This window comes from Dorea longicatena (genome assembly GCF_024168045.1).
GTDB lineage: Bacteria > Bacillota > Clostridia > Lachnospirales > Lachnospiraceae > Dorea_A.
In genome coordinates this window covers 1564382-1582882 of sequence record NZ_CP100126.1, presented here as the reverse complement: position 1 = coordinate 1582882, position 18501 = coordinate 1564382, and the positions used below count along the sequence as shown (strand labels likewise).

20 protein-coding genes are annotated in these 18501 nt (G+C 43.9%); all 20 read left to right on the top strand.

All coding sequences use genetic code 11. The features are described 5' to 3' along the window. Positions 1-18: 18 nt before the first annotated feature. The 20 genes from NKF87_RS07460 (at position 19) to metF (ending at position 18500) form a co-directional block, all read left to right on the top strand. Positions 19-405 (top strand): SpoIIIAC/SpoIIIAD family protein, encoded by a 387-nt coding sequence (locus NKF87_RS07460; RefSeq protein WP_118308912.1) that lies wholly within the window; start codon positions 19-21, stop codon positions 403-405. Beyond that, complete coding sequence (locus NKF87_RS07455) at positions 402-1592, top strand: stage III sporulation protein AE (protein ID WP_253583358.1); 1191 nt, start codon at positions 402-404, stop codon at positions 1590-1592. The genes NKF87_RS07460 and NKF87_RS07455 overlap by 4 nt, the downstream gene beginning before the upstream one ends. Further along, the gene (locus NKF87_RS07450) at positions 1585-1962 is read left to right on the top strand and encodes a stage III sporulation protein AF (protein ID WP_044924172.1); all 378 of its coding nucleotides are present in this window, start codon (positions 1585-1587) and stop codon (positions 1960-1962) included. The genes NKF87_RS07455 and NKF87_RS07450 overlap by 8 nt, the downstream gene beginning before the upstream one ends. Next, positions 1937-2581, top strand: coding sequence for a stage III sporulation protein AG (locus NKF87_RS07445; RefSeq protein WP_319017371.1), 645 nt, complete (start codon positions 1937-1939; stop codon positions 2579-2581). Before NKF87_RS07450 ends, NKF87_RS07445 begins: the two co-directional genes overlap by 26 nt. 31 nt (positions 2582-2612) lie before the next feature. After that, positions 2613-3278 (top strand): SpoIIIAH-like family protein, encoded by a 666-nt coding sequence (locus tag NKF87_RS07440; protein WP_028085775.1) that lies wholly within the window; start codon positions 2613-2615, stop codon positions 3276-3278. A 126-nt stretch (positions 3279-3404) separates the two neighbouring features. Further along, complete coding sequence (locus tag NKF87_RS07435) at positions 3405-5009, top strand: peptide chain release factor 3 (protein ID WP_028085774.1); 1605 nt, start codon at positions 3405-3407, stop codon at positions 5007-5009. Positions 5010-5116: 107 nt separating this feature from the next. After that, positions 5117-5500: an Asp23/Gls24 family envelope stress response protein gene (locus tag NKF87_RS07430; protein WP_055283448.1), complete on the top strand. Its 384-nt coding sequence runs from the start codon at positions 5117-5119 to the stop codon at positions 5498-5500. After that, positions 5501-5899, top strand: a complete 399-nt coding sequence (nusB, locus tag NKF87_RS07425) for a transcription antitermination factor NusB (protein ID WP_028085772.1) — start codon at positions 5501-5503, stop codon at positions 5897-5899. 13 nt (positions 5900-5912) lie between these two features. Next, positions 5913-7127: an exodeoxyribonuclease VII large subunit gene (xseA, locus tag NKF87_RS07420; protein WP_253583357.1), complete on the top strand. Its 1215-nt coding sequence runs from the start codon at positions 5913-5915 to the stop codon at positions 7125-7127. A gap of 56 nt (positions 7128-7183) precedes the next feature. Beyond that, positions 7184-7411, top strand: coding sequence for an exodeoxyribonuclease VII small subunit (gene xseB / locus NKF87_RS07415; protein ID WP_028085770.1), 228 nt, complete (start codon positions 7184-7186; stop codon positions 7409-7411). After that, entirely contained in the window at positions 7401-8303 is a 903-nt protein-coding gene (locus NKF87_RS07410; protein ID WP_253583356.1) for a polyprenyl synthetase family protein, read from the top strand. Before xseB ends, NKF87_RS07410 begins: the two co-directional genes overlap by 11 nt. A 15-nt stretch (positions 8304-8318) precedes the next feature. Continuing rightward, on the top strand, positions 8319-10181 hold the full coding sequence (gene dxs / locus NKF87_RS07405) for a 1-deoxy-D-xylulose-5-phosphate synthase (protein ID WP_253583355.1): 1863 nt from the start codon (positions 8319-8321) through the stop codon (positions 10179-10181). A 31-nt stretch (positions 10182-10212) separates the two neighbouring features. Beyond that, entirely contained in the window at positions 10213-11022 is an 810-nt protein-coding gene (locus NKF87_RS07400; protein WP_055283458.1) for a TlyA family RNA methyltransferase, read from the top strand. A 6-nt stretch (positions 11023-11028) separates the two neighbouring features. Next, the gene (locus tag NKF87_RS07395; protein ID WP_117597424.1) at positions 11029-11868 is read left to right on the top strand and encodes an NAD(+)/NADH kinase; all 840 of its coding nucleotides are present in this window, start codon (positions 11029-11031) and stop codon (positions 11866-11868) included. A 4-nt stretch (positions 11869-11872) separates the two neighbouring features. Then, positions 11873-12322: an arginine repressor gene (gene argR / locus NKF87_RS07390; protein ID WP_028085765.1), complete on the top strand. Its 450-nt coding sequence runs from the start codon at positions 11873-11875 to the stop codon at positions 12320-12322. Between the two features lie 8 nt (positions 12323-12330). Continuing rightward, positions 12331-14004 (top strand): DNA repair protein RecN, encoded by a 1674-nt coding sequence (recN, locus tag NKF87_RS07385; RefSeq protein WP_253583354.1) that lies wholly within the window; start codon positions 12331-12333, stop codon positions 14002-14004. A 117-nt stretch (positions 14005-14121) separates the two neighbouring features. Continuing rightward, positions 14122-15186 (top strand): SpoIVB peptidase, encoded by a 1065-nt coding sequence (spoIVB, locus tag NKF87_RS07380; protein ID WP_028085763.1) that lies wholly within the window; start codon positions 14122-14124, stop codon positions 15184-15186. Positions 15187-15304: 118 nt separating this feature from the next. Beyond that, positions 15305-16093 carry a sporulation transcription factor Spo0A gene (gene spo0A / locus NKF87_RS07375; protein ID WP_118224097.1) on the top strand — a complete coding sequence of 263 codons (789 nt, stop codon included), beginning with the start codon at positions 15305-15307 and terminating at the stop codon, positions 16091-16093. A gap of 69 nt (positions 16094-16162) precedes the next feature. Continuing rightward, positions 16163-17599 carry a glycogen synthase GlgA gene (glgA, locus tag NKF87_RS07370; RefSeq protein ID WP_055283470.1) on the top strand — a complete coding sequence of 479 codons (1437 nt, stop codon included), beginning with the start codon at positions 16163-16165 and terminating at the stop codon, positions 17597-17599. Positions 17600-17630: 31 nt separating this feature from the next. Beyond that, complete coding sequence (metF, locus tag NKF87_RS07365) at positions 17631-18500, top strand: methylenetetrahydrofolate reductase [NAD(P)H] (protein ID WP_055283472.1); 870 nt, start codon at positions 17631-17633, stop codon at positions 18498-18500. Position 18501: the final 1 nt, after the last annotated feature.

The window sequence follows — 18501 nt, the reverse complement described above, 5'->3', positions numbered from 1 at the left end:
GGATGGGAGGCGGAACATATGAGTATGCTGCAGATCGGAATACTGGGAGTGGCAGGAGTTCTTCTGGCTTTGCAGTTCAAAAGTGGTAAATCCGAATATGGCATCTATATCAGTATTGTCCTTGGTCTTTTGATCTTTGCCACTTTGCTTGGGAAGATCAGACTGATCAAAGATGTGTTGAATGAGATCAACAGCGTTGCCGGGCCTGGCAATGATTATTGGAAAACATTGTGGAAGATTCTTGGGATTACATATGCGGCCGAATTTTCTTCGGCAATATGTAAAGATGCGGGGTATCAGACGATTGCATTACAGATCGAAGTGTTCGCCAAGATTACAATCCTGGTGTTAAGTCTTCCGGTGTTAAGTGCGCTTTTGCAGACGATACGGGGATTTCTGGTATGAGATGTAGTGCGGGATATAAAAAAATAACGGGTATTTATATCGGGTGCGTCTTAATATTTTTGCTATTGTTTTCGGCGTTGGAAGATATTGGAGTTACATATTGTTATGCGGCGGATCCAGAACAGGAACAACAGAAAATAAAAGAAAGCATCCTCTCAGAATTTGAATACGGCAAAATTGACGATTCCTTACAGTCTCTGTTCCCTGAAAAACGGATCATATTTAAAGAAGTAATATCGGAAATCTTAACCGGAAATCTGAAGGCATCTGCAAAGCTTCTTTCAGAATTCGTCAGGGAGCAGATGTTTTATCTGCTTCAGACGGGCAAAAAGAATTTGATACATATATTGCTGATTGCAATGATTGCAGCATTCATGAATCAGTTTGCAGGTACCCTTCAGAACCGACAGGTGGCAAGTGTCGGATTCTATATGATTTACATGTTATTGGCGGCACTGACGGTCGCTGCTTTTGATGTGGTTCTTAAGTGGGTGGAATCCGGGATACGGAATATCACTGCTTTTATGGGAGTATTCTATCCGGTTTATTTTCTGGCGGTTGCAGTGGCGAAGGGAAGTGTGACCGGGGTGGCATTTTACAATCTTGTTCTGTTTTTAATCTATGCGGTTGAGATCATAATCGAAAATGTACTGCTGCCGATGGTGAGAGTATATATGATCATCCGTATCTTGAATTTTCTGGGACCGGAAGATATGTTGGAGAAATTATCGGAATTTCTGGAAATTGTCATCCGCTGGACGCTTAAGACAGCACTTGCGTGTGTCATCGGTGCGAACCTGATCCAGGGAATGATCAGTCCTGCGATCGATACGGTGAAAAGAAGCACCGTACTGAAAGGTGCAGAGGCAATCCCGGGAATAGGCAATCTCCTGGGCGGAATGACGGAGGTGGCGCTTGGAACGGCAGTACTGGTAAAGAATGGAATCGGGATGGCAGGAGCGGTGATCTGTATTGCCCTGTGTGTCATACCGTTAGTCCAGACTGCGGGAACAGCTCTTCTTTATAAGCTTGCGGCTGCCATGATCCAGCCGGTGTCGGATGAACGTGTCACGGGCTGCGTAGAAGCGGTAGGAGAAGGATGTCAGATACTGATGCAGATTGTATTTACTGTGGGAGTGTTATTTCTGCTGACGATCGCAATCGTGGCGGCGGTGACGAATGCATGACCAAAAAGGAGCGGGACAGATGGAGTTTATCTATAACTGGATCTTAAAGTTATCATTTTTTGCAGTGCTTGGAAGCATGATCTTACAGATGCTGCCGGATCATGGGTTTCAAAAATATGTCCGTTTCGTTCTGGGACTGATTCTGACAGCAATGTTGGTTGTTCCGGTATTGGAATTATTGGATAAGAGAACCGCATTTGAAGAAATTTATCATAACAGTGTATATAAGATTCAGGTCAGTGAACTGGAAGAAAAAAGTCAGAAAGTTCAGGAAGAGATTCTCAGGATAGATGGACAGAATGATGAAAATACAAGCCAGAACAGAAGAATCGAGGTGGAGCAGATTGAAATCGGCAAAGAATCTGAGTGAATTGTTTCCGAACAAACTTACAAACTGGAAAAAGTTTTCGTTTAAAAATTTAAAAAAAGATCAGCTCCTGATTCTGCTTCTTGCAGGAATTCTTCTGATGGTGATCGCAGTTCCGGCAGGAAAGACGAAAGAACATGCTTCGTCCGCATCAGACGGCAATACAGGAAAAACTGTAAGGGGGACATCTGATGGGACAGACGAAGAAGCGTATACTACCTATCTGGAAGACCGCCTGAGTCGGATCTTATCGCAGATTGAAGGAGCCGGAGAAGTAAAGGTGATGATCACACTGAAATCTTCAGCAGAAAAGGTGCTGGATAAGGATACAGAATCGGATCAGGAAACGGTGACGGAAGAAGACAGCCAGGGTGGAACCAGACAGTCGTCAAAGGCATCCAAAAAAGAAAATACGGTATATGCAAGTGACAGTGACAGCACTACTCAGGGTAGCGGATCTCCATATGTAAGCAAAGAATTAAGTCCCGAAATCGAAGGTGTGGTCGTGATCGCAGATGGAGGCGGGAATGCAGTGGTGAAAGAAAATATCAGCAGTGCGGTCCAGGCATTATTTGATATCGAACCGCATAAGATTAGAATAATGAAAAAGCAGATGAATTAAAGCAGTGTAAAACGGACAGGAGGGCATAACATTGAAAAAGATTGCAAAGAAGAATCAGATTGTGATCGCAACACTGGCAGTGATGATCGCAGCCGCAGGGTATATGAATTACTCGGGCAAATTATTTCCGAACAAGACGAAGACACAGGAGACCAATTCTGAACTCGCAAACAAGGAATTGCTGGATATTTCCGATGAAGATGCATCGGTGTCATCCGGAGATATGAAAAGTCAGGAGGGGGATTCCGGCAGCGGCGCAGACAGCAATGCCGGAAGTACAGATGACGGAAGTGTAGACGGAACACCCGGAGAAGCAGTCCTTACAAATGGATCAGTAAGTTCGGTTGTGTCGCAGGCAAAGGTGAGCAGGGAACAGGTGCGCTCTAAGAATAAAGAAACATTACAGAATATTATCGATAATAAGAATCTCAGCGCCGAAGAAAAAGAAAAAGCCGTGAACCAGATGGTGCAGATGACGGAGACCGCAGAAAAAGAATCGGCTGCAGAGTCACTCCTGGCAGCCAAAGGATTTCATAATTCCGTTGTGAGCATCACGGATGATCAGGCAGATGTGATCGTAGGAGCTTCCGAGTTAAGTGATGCAAACCGTGCGCAGATCGAAGATATTGTGACCAGAAAGACGGGGGTGGCAGCACAGAATATTGTGATCAATCCGGTGAATGCGGATTCGAAGTAAGCTGCAGAAAACAAGGGAAAACCTTGAAAATACAGGAAAAATATGTTTGAGCATTTTAAAGACATATGTTATACTGATTAATAGTGCCTATAAACGGATATACTATAAATTAGGAGTGTATAATATATGTCACAGATTACGAATGAAGTAAAGAATCAGATAAAGAAAAGAAGAACATTTGCAATTATCTCACATCCCGATGCAGGTAAGACGACACTGACAGAGAAGTTCCTTCTCTACGGAGGTGCCATCAATCAGGCGGGAAGCGTAAAAGGAAAGGCAACTGCAAAGCATGCGGTTTCTGACTGGATGGAGATTGAGAAAGAAAGAGGTATCTCGGTTACTTCTTCCGTATTGCAGTTTAATTATGACGGATACTGTATCAATATCCTGGACACACCGGGGCATCAGGACTTTTCGGAGGATACTTACCGTACCCTGATGGCAGCAGATTCTGCGGTGATGGTTATCGATGCATCCAAGGGTGTCGAGGCACAGACGAGAAAGCTGTTTAAAGTATGTACGATGCGCCATATCCCGATCTTTACATTCATCAATAAGATGGACCGTGAAGCAATGGATACATTTGAACTTCTGGATGATATTGAAAATGAACTTGGAATTGCAACATGCCCGATCAACTGGCCGATCGGTTCAGGTAAAGAGTTCAGAGGTGTATATGACAGAGCAAGTAAAAAGGTGGAAATCTTCTCGGATACAAAAAAGGGAACGACGCAGGGAGAAGTAAAGAAGGTAGATATCAATGATCCGGAGATCTCGTGGCTGATCACAGATGATCAGAGAGTGCAGCTGGAAGAAGAGATTGAACTTCAGGATGGTGCCGGAGCAGAATTCGACCAGGAACTGGTAAGCAAGGGAGAACTTTCACCGGTCTTCTTTGGATCTGCGCTTACCAACTTTGGAGTGGAGACATTCCTCCAGCATTTCCTTCAGATGACGACATCACCGCTTCCGAGAACATCTGACAGAGGTCCGATCGATCCGATGGAAGAAGGAGATTTCTCGGCATTTGTATTTAAGATCCAGGCGAATATGAATAAAGCGCACCGGGACAGGATTGCATTTATGCGTATCTGCTCCGGAGAATTCGAAGCCGGTATGGATGTATATCATATGCAGGGCGGAAAGAAAGTACGTCTTTCCCAGCCGCAGCAGATGATGGCAAGCGAGCGTAAGATGATCAGTAAAGCTTACGGCGGAGATATCATCGGTGTATTTGATCCGGGAATCTTTTCAATCGGAGATACACTGACGACCGCACAGGATAAATTCACATATGAAGGGATCCCGACATTTGCGCCGGAGCATTTTGCACGTGTGCGCCAGGTTGATACTATGAAGAGAAAGCAGTTCATTAAGGGAATCAACCAGATTGCCCAGGAAGGTGCAATACAGATATTCCAGGAATACAATACCGGTATGGAAGAGATCATTGTCGGTGTTGTCGGAGTGCTTCAGTTTGATGTGTTAAAATACCGTCTGGAGAACGAATATAACGTGGAGATCCGTCTGGAAAATCTGCCATATGAGTACATCCGCTGGATTGAAAATGAAGAAATTGATCTGGATAAACTGACCGGAACTTCGGATATGAAAAAGGTAAAAGATCTGAAGGGACGTCCGCTTCTGTTATTTGTCAATGAATGGAGCATCCGTATGACGGTAGACAGAAATGAAGGACTGAAACTGACTGAGTTCGGCAGATCATAAAAATATCAGCAGAAATAAAACTCCCGGGATGACTGGGGGTTTTCAAATGTATATAAGTTTGTTATAATAAAAGACAGTGAAAAACCAGACGGGAGGTCGCTTAGAATATGAGTAAAGAAGAAAAAAATACGTATACAATAAAAACAGATGAAAATCTTGGAGAGATCAAGATTGCAGATGAAGTTGTAGCGATTATCGCAGGTCTTGCTGCAATGGAAGTAGAAGGTGTTGCTTCTATGGCGGGAAATGCGACAAGAGAACTGATCAGCAAACTTGGAATGAAGTCTCTATCTAAAGGTGTAAAAGTAGATGTGCTGGACGGGATCGTAACGGTATCCCTGGCATTGAACCTGAATTATGGTTACAGCATCAAAGACATCACTTCTAAAGTGCAGGAAAAGGTAAAAACTGCAATTGAGAATATGACAGGACTTGAGGTGGCAGATGTGAACATCCGCGTTGCCGGAGTCGAGATACCGGAGGAAGCATAAGTGAAGAGAACAGAGCAGAGAGAACATATCTTTAAGTTGATATTTGGTGCTGATTTTAACGAAGAAGCAGAACAGGGAACACAGGCAGAACTGTATTTTGAACAGATCGAGGGCGCCACAGAAAAAGATATGCAGTATATCAGTGAAAAAGCGCAGAAAGTTGTAGAGAAGATTGATGAAATCGATGCAATGATCAATGAGCATACGACCGGATGGAAGACAGGACGTATGAACAAGGTAGATCTTACAATTCTGAGACTTGCGGTTTATGAGATGAAGTGGGACGAGGATGTCCCGACAGGTGTTGCAATCAACGAAGCTGTCAATCTTGCAAAGAAATACAGCAGTGAAGACGGTGCATCATTTGTAAATGGAGTATTGGCAAAGCTTGCAGATTAATCAGAGGTAGGAAATGGCTCGAAATGTATATACAGTAAAACAGGTGAATGCATATATCAAGAATATGTTCACCCAGGACTTTATGCTGAACCGTATCTATGTAAAGGGAGAAGTTTCTAACTGTAAGTATCACACATCGGGACATATATATTTTTCATTAAAGGATGAGTCCGGAACGATTGCCTGTGTCATGTTTGCGGGGCAGCGAGGCGGGCTCTCTTTTCATATGAGAGAAGGACAGCAGATCATTGTGCTTGGTTCCGTAAATGTCTATGAAAGAACCGGCGCTTACCAGCTTTATGCGAATGAGATCCGGCTGGATGGAGAAGGAGCACTTTATGAGAAGTACCAGATGCTGAAGCAGGAACTCGAAGAGATGGGAATGTTCGCACCCGAATATAAGCAACAGATTCCGGCATATGCAAAGCGGATCGGTGTTGTGACTGCGCCGACGGGAGCTGCAGTCCGGGATATCATGAATATATCTGCGAGACGCAATCCGTATGTACAGCTGATTCTTTATCCGGCTCAGGTGCAGGGAGAAGGCGCCAAAGAGTCCATTGTGCGGGGAATCCGTATGTTGGAGATGAAAGAAGTAGATGTGATCATCATTGGAAGAGGCGGCGGCTCGATCGAAGATCTGTGGGCCTTTAATGAAGAAAAAGTGGCAAGGGCAATCTTCGACTGTACGGTTCCGGTGATATCGGCGGTAGGTCATGAGACAGACGTGACAATCGCAGATTACGTGGCAGACTTACGTGCCCCGACACCTTCGGCGGCTGCGGAGCTTGCAGTGTGGGATTACAGACAGGTGGAGAATTATTTGGCAGAATGCCGTCTGCGTATGAATCGGAGTGTAGCAGGAGCCGTCCGTATGAACCGGCTGCGGCTGAAAGAGATGGAGACCAGACTTTCTTATCTGCATCCGCGTCATAAGTTACAGGAACAGCAGCAGAGGCTGGCTGAGCTGGAAGATGAACTCCGTCAGATGATGAATGACCGTGTGAAGGAAGCAAGATACCGTCTGGCGATCCAGATCGAGAAGATGAATGGATTGTCTCCGATCCGGAAGCTGAATCAGGGATTTTCTTATGTAGAAGAAGCGGATGGCAGTGTGATAAAGAGTATCCGGCAAGTAAAAAAAGGTGATGAACTGACGGTGTATGTGACAGACGGACTGATTCAGACATCCGTAGAAGCTGTGCAGAATAAGACGTATGAGATATAAATGATGCCGGTGCAAAGCACGGAACAAATAGAACAGACAGATACCAGGAGAAACAAATGGCGGAAAAAAAAGGACAATCTTTGGAAGAACAGAGCCTTGAGGAGATATTCTCAGATCTGGAACAGACGATAAAAAAGATGGAAGAAGGAGAGATTTCACTGGAGGAATCTTTTCAGCTGTATCATCAGGGCATGGATATGCTGAAAGCCTGTAACAGCAAGATCGATAAAGTAGAAAAGAAGATGCTGTTATTAGATGAAGAGGGTGAGGAACATGAATTCTAAAGAAGAATTTACAATACAGATGAAAACGAAAGTGGCAGAGATCGAAGAAATCCTGAAACGATATCTTCCGGAGGCAGAAGGATATCAGAAGGTGATCATGGAGGCAATGGAGTACAGTCTGATGGCAGGCGGGAAAAGACTCCGGCCGATGCTGATGCAGGAGACCTGCAGACTTTTTGGAGAAGAACCGGAGACATTAAAGCCTTTTATGGCAGCACTTGAGATGATCCATACATATTCACTGGTGCATGATGATCTTCCGGCAATGGATAATGATGAGTACCGCAGAGGCAGAAAGACGACACACATTGTATACGGGGAAGATATGGGAATCCTGGCAGGAGATGCACTTTTGAATTACGCATTTGAGACAGCATTCCGGGCATTTGAGCAGTCTCCGGAAGAAAGTCTTAAGATTGGGCGTGCACTTACTGTCCTTGGGAGAAAAGCAGGTATCTATGGAATGATCGGCGGGCAGGTGATCGATGTAAAAGAGACCGGACATGCGGTTTCAAAAGATGTGCTGGATACCATATATGAACTGAAGACGGGCGCTCTGATCGAATGTGCAATGATGATCGGCGCAATCCTCGGTGGTGCTTCGGATGCAGAAATACAGAGCGTAGAAAAGATTGCACATTATGTAGGTGTTGCATTCCAGATCCAGGATGACATTCTGGATGTGACGAGTACAGAAGAGGTACTTGGAAAGCCGATCCACAGTGATGAGAAGAATCAGAAGACCACTTATGTAACACTTCTGGGAATTGAACAGGCACAGAAGAAAGTGGAAGAATTATCGAATGAAGCAATTGCACTGCTTCATCAGTTTACAGGGGAGAATGCGTATCTGGAACAGTTACTGATACAGCTGATTCACAGAGACAGATAAAGGGGATACCTTGTTATGTTAGAAAGAATTCAAAAAGCAAATGATATAAAAGATCTGAAGCCGGAAGAACTTCCGGAACTGGCACAGGAGATCCGAAAGTTCCTGGTCGAGAAGATCAGTAAAACCGGAGGACATCTGGCATCGAATCTCGGCGTAGTAGAACTTACAATGGCAATGCATCTGGTCTTTGATCTGCCGAAGGATAAAATCATATGGGATGTAGGACATCAGTCCTATACACATAAGATCCTGACCGGAAGAAAAGACGGATTTGATGACCTGAGAAAATATGGCGGAATGAGCGGATTCCCGAAGAGAAAAGAAAGTGCATGCGATGCATTTGACACCGGACACAGCTCTACTTCTATCTCGGCGGGGCTTGGGTATGTGTGCGCAAGAGATCTGCAGAGGGAAGATTACAGTGTGATCTCGGTAATCGGAGATGGGTCGCTGACAGGTGGGATGGCATATGAAGCACTGAATAATGCATCCACGCTTAAAAAGAATTTTATCATTGTATTGAATGATAATCATATGTCTATTTCGGAAAACGTTGGAGGAATGTCGGATTATCTGGCAAAGCTGCGTACGGCGGACTTCTATACAGATCTGAAAAAAGGTGTAACAAATGTACTGCATAACGTTCCGGTCGTGGGAGATCCTGTGATCGAGCGTATCCGCAAGACCAAGAGCAGCCTCAAACAGCTGATCGTTCCGGGGATGTTCTTTGAAGACATGGGGATCACCTATCTAGGGCCGATCCAGGGGCATAATATCCCGACGATGGTACGTGCATTTAAAGAGGCAAGAAAGATTGAAGGACCGGTATTGCTTCATGTAATTACCAAAAAAGGAAAAGGATACGGGCCGGCAGAAGAAAAGCCGGAAAAATTCCATGGAATCGGACCGTTCCGGGTAGAGACGGGAGAACCGGAAAACCCGAAAAAGAAAGATACGTATACAGATGTTTTTTGTAAAGTAATGTGCGATGAGGCGGCAAGAAATGATAAGCTGGCAGCGATCACAGCAGCAATGGAAGACGGCACGGGACTTGCAAGATTCCGGAAAAAATATCCGGATCGCTTTTTTGATGTGGGAATTGCAGAAGAACATGCAGTGACATTTGCGGCGGGACTCGCAGCAGGTGGAATAAAGCCGGTATTCGCCGTGTATTCGTCATTTTTACAGAGGGCATATGACCAGATGATCCATGATGTGGCACTTCAGAATCTTCCGGTAATGTTTGCAGTAGACCGTGCAGGTCTGGTGGGAAACGACGGGGAAACCCATCAGGGAATCTTTGATCTGTCCTACTTAAGCACTATCCCTAATATGGTTGTACTGTCGCCGAAGCATAAATGGGAACTGGCTGATATGATAAGATTCGGTATCGCATATGATGGTCCGGTAGCCATCAGGTATCCTAGAGGCAGTGCATGCGATGCCTGTCCGGAATTCAGAAGTCCGGTAGTATACGGAAAGAGTGAAATGCTATACGAAGAACGGGAGATTGCAGTGATCTTTGTCGGACATATGTTTGGCGAGGCGCTGGAGGTCAGAAAACAGTTAAAAGAAGCCGGATATCACTGCTCACTGGTCAATGCAAGATTTGTAAAACCACTGGATACAGAGATGCTGGATCACCTGACAGAGCAGCACAAGCTGATCGTTACGATCGAAGAAAATGTAAGATCCGGCGGATTCGGTGAACATGTAACAGAGTATCTGATGAGGACGGGTTCGGATGCGAGAGTGCAGATCCTGGCACTTCCGGATGAATATATAGAGCATGGCAATGTGGAGGTTCTGCGCAAAGAGACTGGTCTGGATGTAGAGACCATGACAGCGAAGATCCGTAAGTTATATGAGACATTATAGATATGTGACACGATAGATAACAGGAGAGATTATGAAAGAACGATTAGACGTATTACTGGTAAAGAGAAATCTGGCAGCTTCCAGAGAAAAGGCAAAAGCCATCATTATGTCCGGAATCGTATATGTAGATGGGCAAAAAGAAGACAAGGCTGGGACTACTTTTCCGGAAGAAGCTATGATCGAAGTACGCGGACATACGCTTCCGTATGTCAGCCGCGGAGGACTGAAACTGGAAAAAGCAATTAAGAACTTTGATGTGAACGTAGAAGGAAAAGTATGTACGGATGTAGGTTCTTCTACGGGTGGGTTCACAGACTGCATGCTGCAGAATGGCGCGGTAAAGGTATTTGCGATTGATGTGGGACGCGGACAGCTTGACTGGAAATTAAGACAGGATCCACGCGTAGTGTGTATGGAAAAGACGAATATCCGTTATGTGACACCGGAAGATATAGGGGAACCGGTGCAGTTTTCATCCATTGACGTATCCTTCATCTCACTTACGAAAGTACTGCTTCCCATCCGTAATTATCTGACGGATGAAGGACAGATCGTAGCATTGATCAAGCCGCAGTTCGAAGCAGGCAGGGAAAAGGTTGGAAAGAAAGGCGTTGTACGTGAGAAGAGTACACATATAGAAGTGATTCATAAAGTGATCGATTATGCAATGTCTATTGGATTTGAAGTGCTGAATCTGGAATTTTCTCCGATCAAAGGACCGGAAGGTAATATCGAATATCTGGTCCACTTACAGAAATGTGAAGCGACTGACAGAATCTCGCCGCAGATCGATGTCGAAAAGACGGTAGATCTGTCGTTTGCTACACTTGCGAAAGGTTAGAGGCAGATGTTAAAAAAGTTTTGGATCGTTACCAATGACGGGAAAGATACGAATCATGCGGTGACAGGAAAAGTAAAAGAATTGCTGGAGATAGCAGGAAGAAACTGTGCATTGTGTGAAAAGGATGCAGAAAAGAATATTATCAGGGAACGGATTCCGGACATGATAGACTGTGCGATCGTGATCGGCGGTGACGGAAGTCTGATTGAAGTGGCAAGAACACTTTGGAAAAGAGATGTTCCAATTTTGGGTATCAATATGGGAACGCTTGGGTATCTTACAGAAGTAGAAGTGAATAATCTGGAAGAAGATATCACGCAGATGCTGCAGGGGGATTATCTGTATGAAGAACGCATGATGTTAGAAGGAACATTTCAGGATGGGAAAAAGGATGTCGCGCTAAATGATATTGTTGTGTCGCGAAGGGGCGATGACCTGCGCATTATTTATTTCAAATTGTTTGTAAACGGGGAACTTTTGAATTCTTACGAAGCGGATGGAATTATCATATCCACACCGACCGGATCTACGGCATACAATCTGTCGGCTGGAGGTCCAATCGTGGAACCGACAGCGTCACTTACCGTGATCACACCAATCTGCTCTCATGCATTGAATACAAGAAGTATTGTTCTGTCTTCAGACGATGAGATCGTAATTGAGATCGGGGAAGGACGAAGAGGAAATATCGAAAAAGTACTGGTCACATTTGACGGTGCGACCAGTGTGCCGATCCAGACCGGGGATAAGCTGACAATCTGTAAGGCGGAAAAGACGACAAAGATAATGAAGATCAATAAAATCAGTTTTTTGGAAATATTACGGAGAAAGATGAAGGGAAATTGATGAGATGAAAGTAAACAGACATGCGAAGATCATAGAACTGATCAACAAATATCATATTGAAACGCAGGAAGAACTGGCAGAATATCTGAACCGGGAAGGGTTTAAAGTAACACAGGCAACGGTATCCAGAGATATCCGGGACCTGAAGCTTACAAAGATACCGTCTGAGAACGGCAAGCAGAGATATGCACTGCATCAGCATCATGAGAGTGCAATGAGTGAAAAATATATCCGTGTCTTAAGAGAAGGATATCTGTCCATGGATATGGCGCAGAATATCCTGGTGATCAAGACAGTAGCGGGAATGGCAAGTGCGGTATGTGCGGCACTGGATGCAATGAAATGGAATGAGATTGTCGGAAGTATTGCAGGGGATGATACGATCATGTGTGCGATCCGAAGTGTGGATGACACGGTAAAAGTAATGGACAAGATTAGCAAGATTATCTTATAGGAGGATGCATGTTACAGTATTTACATGTGAAAAACCTGGCTTTGATCGATGAGATCGAAGTAGAGTTCGGCAGAGGACTGAACATATTAACTGGAGAGACCGGTGCCGGGAAGTCGATCATTCTTGGCTCGGTCAATCTTGCTCTTGGCGGGAGATACACGAAAGATATCCTCCGACAGGGAACGAGATACGGACTGGTAGAACTGACATTTTCGGTAGAAAGTGAACGACAGATCCGCAGATTAAAAGAACTGGATGTTTACCCGGAGGACGGGTTTGTTACGCTTCAGAGAAGGCTGATGGAAGGAAGAAGTGTCAGCAAGATCAATGGAGAGACGGTGCAGATGGCGACGCTTAAAGCAGTATCCGCCATCCTGATCGATATTCACGGACAGCACGAACATCAGTCATTGCTTTATAAAAAGAATCATCTGGCAATAGTGGATGCATTTGCCGGAGAAGAAACGAAAAAGCAGAAAGAAAAAGTGGCGGAAACATGGCAGCAGTATAAAGGAAAAATAAGAGAACTGTCGGAAGTAGGAACAAATGGATCCGAGCGGGCAAAGGAACTGGCTTTTCTTAAGTTTGAAGTGGATGAGATCGTCCGGGCAGAATTAAAAGAGCACGAAGATGAAGAACTGGAAGCATGTTACCGGCGCATGTGTAACGGAAAGAAGATTGCCCAAAGTGTTGCGGAATGCTACCAGTATACGGGTGAAGATGGGGAAAGTGCGAGCGAAAAGCTTGGAAGGGCACTCCGAACACTGTCGGAAGCTGTGGATGCCGATGAGCAGCTGTCACAGTTATATACCCAGCTGGCGGATGTAGACAATCTGCTGAATGATTTTAATCATGAACTGGCAGAATATCAGAAAAACTGTGAATTCTCGGATGAAGAATTCTATGAGACAGAAAAGCGGCTGAACGAGATCAATCATCTGAAGACAAAGTATGGGAATTCTTATGAAGAGATCATGGCATACTGTAAGAAGCAGGAAGAACGAATCGGGATTCTGGAAAATTATGATACTTATATGCAGGAACTGGAGAAATCCTGTGAGCAGTTGTCGCAGAAGTATCTGGAACTGGCAGGAAAGCTTTCGGCACTGCGGCAGAAGAAGGCTAAAATGCTTGAAAAAAAGATTCAGAAAGGTCTTGAAGATCTGAATTTTGAACAGGTACAGTTTGAGATACATTTTGCGGAAAAGAAAGAATATGCCAAAGATGGCATCGATGATGTGGAATTCAGGATCTCGCTTAATCAGGGACAGCCGGTGAAGCCGCTGACAGAAGTGGCATCCGGCGGGGAACTTTCCAGAATTATGCTGGCGATCAAAGCGGTAATGGCAGACAAAGATGAGATCGAGACGTTGATCTTTGATGAGATCGATGTCGGGATCAGTGGACGTACTGCTCAGAAGGTTTCGGAAAAAATGGCACTGATCGGAAAAGAACACCAGGTGATCTGTATTACGCATCTGGCGCAGATCGCAGCTATGGCAGACCGGCATTTTTTGATTGAAAAAAAGACAGAAGATGCCGTGACACGAACGCAGATCTATCCATTGAATGAAGAAAATTCCGTGGAAGAACTTGCAAGGATCCTTGGCGGAGCCAGGATCACAGATACGGTGATGCAAAGTGCCAGAGAGATGAAAAATCTGGCATCACAGATGAAATAAAAAACGTAAAGATCCAGAGTATTTTTTCTGAAATACCATATACTAAGACAGACATTTGTAACAGAGTGTCTGTTTTTTTATTGCTGTGCAGACAAAAGACAGGATGGAGTGTGGAATATGAGAAAATACTGGTATCGTAGATTCCTGCTTGTGCTGCTTGTGTTATCTGTCCTTGGTTATGCAGGATATGAAATTACAAAGCGGCAGGAACAGGGGAGAAAAAAAGAAGTAAGTGCAGATACGGTTTCTTCGGACACTGTGATCCCGGGAGGAATGCCGGTTGGGATCTATCTGGAGACGGAAGGGGTCATGGTCTTAGGTACAGAGAAGATTACCGGAGCGGATGGGAAAATGACAGAACCGGCCAGGCATCTTGTGAAAGCCGGGGATTATATAGTGGAATGTAACGGAAAGAAGATTGCCGATAAAAAGAGGCTGCAGGACACATTAAAAAAGCTGGATGCGGAAGAGGTGGTCCTAAAGCTCAGGAGAGATTCCGGGTATCTGGATGTGAAGATAAAACCGGTGCGGAATAAAAAGAATCAGTACATGCTGGGAATATGGGTAAGGGACAATGCACAGGGGCTTGGAACTGTGACATTTCTGAACACGGACAGTCGTTTTGGAGCATTGGGGCATGGAATCCATGACACAGATACGAACACTCTGATGGAGATTAAAGACGGAAGGGTCTACGAGACCAGCATTCGCAGTATCCAGAAAGGAGCAGGAGGGGAACCGGGCGGGATAGAAGGAATCATCGTCTATAACCGGTATAATGTTCTGGGAACTATTGATAAAAATACAGATTGTGGGATATTCGGAACCCTTGAACGTACAGACAACCTGTTCCGGAATACAGAGCCGGTCGGCATTATGGCAACGGATGAGATCAAAAAAGGAGATGCGGTTATACGATGCTGTGTAGAAGGAAAAGTAAAAGAATACAAAATTCGTATAACAAAAACCGACAAACATACAAAAGAAGAAAATAAAGGTCTGGAGATCAAGGTGACAGATCCGGAACTTCTTGAGATTACAGGCGGAATCATACAGGGAATGTCCGGGGCACCAATCCTTCAGAACGGGAAAATCGCTGGTGCAGTCACCCATGTATTCGTCAATGATCCTGCAAGGGGATATGGGATTTTTATCGAAAATATGCTGAAACATGTAGAATAATCAGAATATTGTCGATGCAGGTCAGGTTTTTACGACAACATTTTCTTGTTCGGAAATTGCAGGAATTATATAATAAAACTCGACATGATTATTAAGGGACAAGGAGGCATAACGTAAAATGAGAGAAGTTAATGTAGCAATCGCTGACGACAATGAGAGAATTTTGGATATGCTGGGGGAAATCATAGAGCAGGATCATGATTTGAATCTGATAGGCAAAGCCAATAATGGAGAAGATATGTATCATCTGATCAAAGAAAAAGAACCGGATGTAGTACTACTGGATCTGATCATGCCTAAGCTCGATGGTTTAAGTGTGATGGAAAAAATAAATGCAGATGACCAGATCACCAAGCGTCCGGAATTTATCATAGTAACGGCTGTTGGACAGGAACGGATCACAGAAGATGCTTTCCGAAAAGGAGCAAGTTATTATGTGATGAAACCATTTCACAATGATATGATCTTAAGCCGGATCAAAGATGCAGGAAAAGGAGAGAGGCGGAATAGTTCTGAAGCAATACCCGGAAGCACAGTGCAGAAGAAGCCGGAGTATAATCTGGAGACGAGGGTGACAGATATGATCCATGAGATTGGAATACCGGCACACATCAAAGGATATCATTACCTGAGAGATGCGATCATCATGGCAGTGGATGATATGGATGTATTAAATGCAATCACAAAAGTTCTGTATCCGACGATCGCTAAGATGCACCAGACGACGGCAAGCAGAGTAGAAAGAGCAATCCGCCATGCAATCGAAGTTGCATGGAGCAGAGGAAAACTGGATACACTGGATGAACTCTTTGGATATACAGTAAGCAACGGAAAAGGTAAGCCGACAAACTCGGAATTTATTGCACTGATCGCAGATACGATCCGTCTGGAAAATAAAAACCGGTAAACAACCCTTTTATTCTGAATAAAAATACGTTATAATGATAAAGTATTCTAAGGTTGGGAGGAAAATGCAATGAAGAAAATATTATTTGCGGCATCTGAGTCAGTCCCATTTATCAAGACAGGAGGACTTGCTGATGTTGTCGGCTCATTACCAAAATATTTTGATAAAGAAAAATTCGATGTGCGTGTAATGCTTCCGAAGTATATGTGCATGAAAGATGAATGGAAAGAAAAACTTCAGTATCACACACATTTTTATATGGATCTGAACTGGAGAAAGCAGTATGTAGGTGTTCTTGAAATGGAATACGACGGAATCAGGTTTTATTTTATAGATAACGAATATTACTTTAACGGATATGCACCGTACGGTGATATATATGCGGATATTGAAAAATTTGCATTCTTCTCAAAAGCTGTATTAAGCGCACTTCCATTGATTGATTTCAGACCAGATATCATTCACTGTCACGACTGGCAGACAGGGCTGGTTCCAATCTATCTGGATAATTTCAGATATGGCAATGAATTTTACCGTGGAATCAAGACGGTCATGACCATACATAATCTGAAATTCCAGGGAACATGGGATCCGAAGCGTGTCAGAGATATTACCGGATTACCTCAGTATTATTTCGCACCGGATAAACTGGAGGCATATAAGGATGCAAATTACCTGAAGGGTGGAATTGTATATGCAGACAGAGTGACGACGGTAAGTAATTCCTATGCAGAAGAGATCAAGACACCATTCTATGGTGAAAAGCTGGATGGTCTTATGAATGCAAGGGCAAATTGTCTGTCAGGAATTGTAAATGGAATTGACTACGAAGATTATAATCCGCTGACAGATAATAAGATTGAGAGAAATTATGATGTCAGCAATTTCCGTAAAGAAAAAATCAAGAATAAGATCGCGCTTCAGAAAGAACTTGGTCTGGAGGAAAACCAGAAGACCATGATGATCGGTGTGGTTTCCAGACTGACAGACCAGAAAGGCTTTGATCTTGTTGCCTATGTAATGGATGAACTGTGTCAGGATGCAGTACAGATCGTAGTTCTTGGTACAGGGGAAGAGCAGTATGAGAATATGTTCCGTCATTTTGCCTGGAAATATCCGGGAAAAGTATCTGCAAACATTTATTATTCAGAAGCAATGTCCCATAAGATCTATGCATCCTGTGATGCATTTCTTATGCCATCCCTGTTTGAACCATGCGGACTCAGCCAGTTGATGAGTCTGCGTTACGGAACAGTTCCGATCGTACGCGAGACAGGTGGATTAAAAGATACGGTAGAGCCATACAATGAGTATGAAAAGACCGGTACAGGATTCAGCTTCATGAACTACAATGCACATGAGATGCTGGCAACTGTACGTTATGCAGAACAGATCTATTACGATAAGAAGCGTGACTGGAACAAGATTGTTGAACGTGCCATGAATAAAGACTTCTCATGGAAGAATTCTGCAAAACAGTACGAAGAATTATACGAAGGAATGTAAAAACAGACTAAAGGAGAACGACAGAAAAAATATGAAAATCAGTGATATATTAGTAGAAAAGACACCGCATCTTTCTTTTGAGGTATTTCCTCCGAAGACAGATGCAGCATATGAAGGAGTATTAAAGGCGACAGAAGCAATTGCAGAATTGAAACCGTCATATATGAGTGTTACATATGGTGCAGGCGGCGGTACCAGTAAGAATACTGTAAAGATTGCATCACATATCAAAGATAAATATAATGTACCAAGCCTTGCACATCTTACTTGTGTATCATCAACAAAAGAAGAAGTGCATCAGGTAATCGATCAGTTAAAGGCATCAGGAATTGAGAATATCCTTGCTCTCAGAGGAGATATTCCACAAGAGAGTGAATTCCCACTTCCGAATCATTATCAGTATGCATATGAGCTGATCGAGGATATCAAGAGTCAGGGAGATTTCTGCATCGGGGCTGCATGTTATCCGGAAGGACATGTAGAGTCCGAACATAAGAAGGATGATATTGCACATCTGAAACAGAAAGTAGACTGTGGTGTAGATTTCCTGACTACACAGATGTTTTTTGATAACAATATTCTTTATAATTTCCTCTATAGAGCGAGAGAAAAGGGTGTTACCGTTCCGGTTATTCCGGGAATCATGCCGGTAACAAATGCAAATCAGGTAAAGAGAATCCTGTCTATGTCCGGAACCAACCTTCCGGAGAGATTCAAAGCAATCGTAGATCGCTTTGGAGATAATCCGAAAGCAATGCAGCAGGCAGGTATTGCGTATGCGACAGACCAGATCATCGATCTGTTCGCAAATGGCATTAACCATGTTCACGTATATTCTATGAATAAACCGGAGGTTGCTGCGGCAATCCAGGCAAATCTTTCAGAGATTCTGAATAAATAGA

What these genes read in the sequence shown, in the direction of transcription:
- NKF87_RS07460 (WP_118308912.1), top strand. Translation starts at nt 19, where the DNA reads ATGAGTATGCTGCAGATCGGAATACTGGGAGTGGCAGGAGTTCTTCTG.
- NKF87_RS07455 (WP_253583358.1), top strand. Translation starts at nt 402, where the DNA reads ATGAGATGTAGTGCGGGATATAAAAAAATAACGGGTATTTATATCGGG.
- NKF87_RS07450 (WP_044924172.1), top strand. Translation starts at nt 1,585, where the DNA reads ATGCATGACCAAAAAGGAGCGGGACAGATGGAGTTTATCTATAACTGG.
- NKF87_RS07435 (WP_028085774.1), top strand. Translation starts at nt 3,405, where the DNA reads ATGTCACAGATTACGAATGAAGTAAAGAATCAGATAAAGAAAAGAAGA.
- NKF87_RS07430 (WP_055283448.1), top strand. Translation starts at nt 5,117, where the DNA reads ATGAGTAAAGAAGAAAAAAATACGTATACAATAAAAACAGATGAAAAT.
- xseA (WP_253583357.1), top strand. Translation starts at nt 5,913, where the DNA reads ATGGCTCGAAATGTATATACAGTAAAACAGGTGAATGCATATATCAAG.
- xseB (WP_028085770.1), top strand. Translation starts at nt 7,184, where the DNA reads ATGGCGGAAAAAAAAGGACAATCTTTGGAAGAACAGAGCCTTGAGGAG.
- NKF87_RS07410 (WP_253583356.1), top strand. Translation starts at nt 7,401, where the DNA reads ATGAATTCTAAAGAAGAATTTACAATACAGATGAAAACGAAAGTGGCA.
- dxs (WP_253583355.1), top strand. Translation starts at nt 8,319, where the DNA reads ATGTTAGAAAGAATTCAAAAAGCAAATGATATAAAAGATCTGAAGCCG.
- NKF87_RS07400 (WP_055283458.1), top strand. Translation starts at nt 10,213, where the DNA reads ATGAAAGAACGATTAGACGTATTACTGGTAAAGAGAAATCTGGCAGCT.
- NKF87_RS07395 (WP_117597424.1), top strand. Translation starts at nt 11,029, where the DNA reads ATGTTAAAAAAGTTTTGGATCGTTACCAATGACGGGAAAGATACGAAT.
- argR (WP_028085765.1), top strand. Translation starts at nt 11,873, where the DNA reads ATGAAAGTAAACAGACATGCGAAGATCATAGAACTGATCAACAAATAT.
- recN (WP_253583354.1), top strand. Translation starts at nt 12,331, where the DNA reads ATGTTACAGTATTTACATGTGAAAAACCTGGCTTTGATCGATGAGATC.
- spoIVB (WP_028085763.1), top strand. Translation starts at nt 14,122, where the DNA reads ATGAGAAAATACTGGTATCGTAGATTCCTGCTTGTGCTGCTTGTGTTA.
- spo0A (WP_118224097.1), top strand. Translation starts at nt 15,305, where the DNA reads ATGAGAGAAGTTAATGTAGCAATCGCTGACGACAATGAGAGAATTTTG.
- glgA (WP_055283470.1), top strand. Translation starts at nt 16,163, where the DNA reads ATGAAGAAAATATTATTTGCGGCATCTGAGTCAGTCCCATTTATCAAG.
- metF (WP_055283472.1), top strand. Translation starts at nt 17,631, where the DNA reads ATGAAAATCAGTGATATATTAGTAGAAAAGACACCGCATCTTTCTTTT.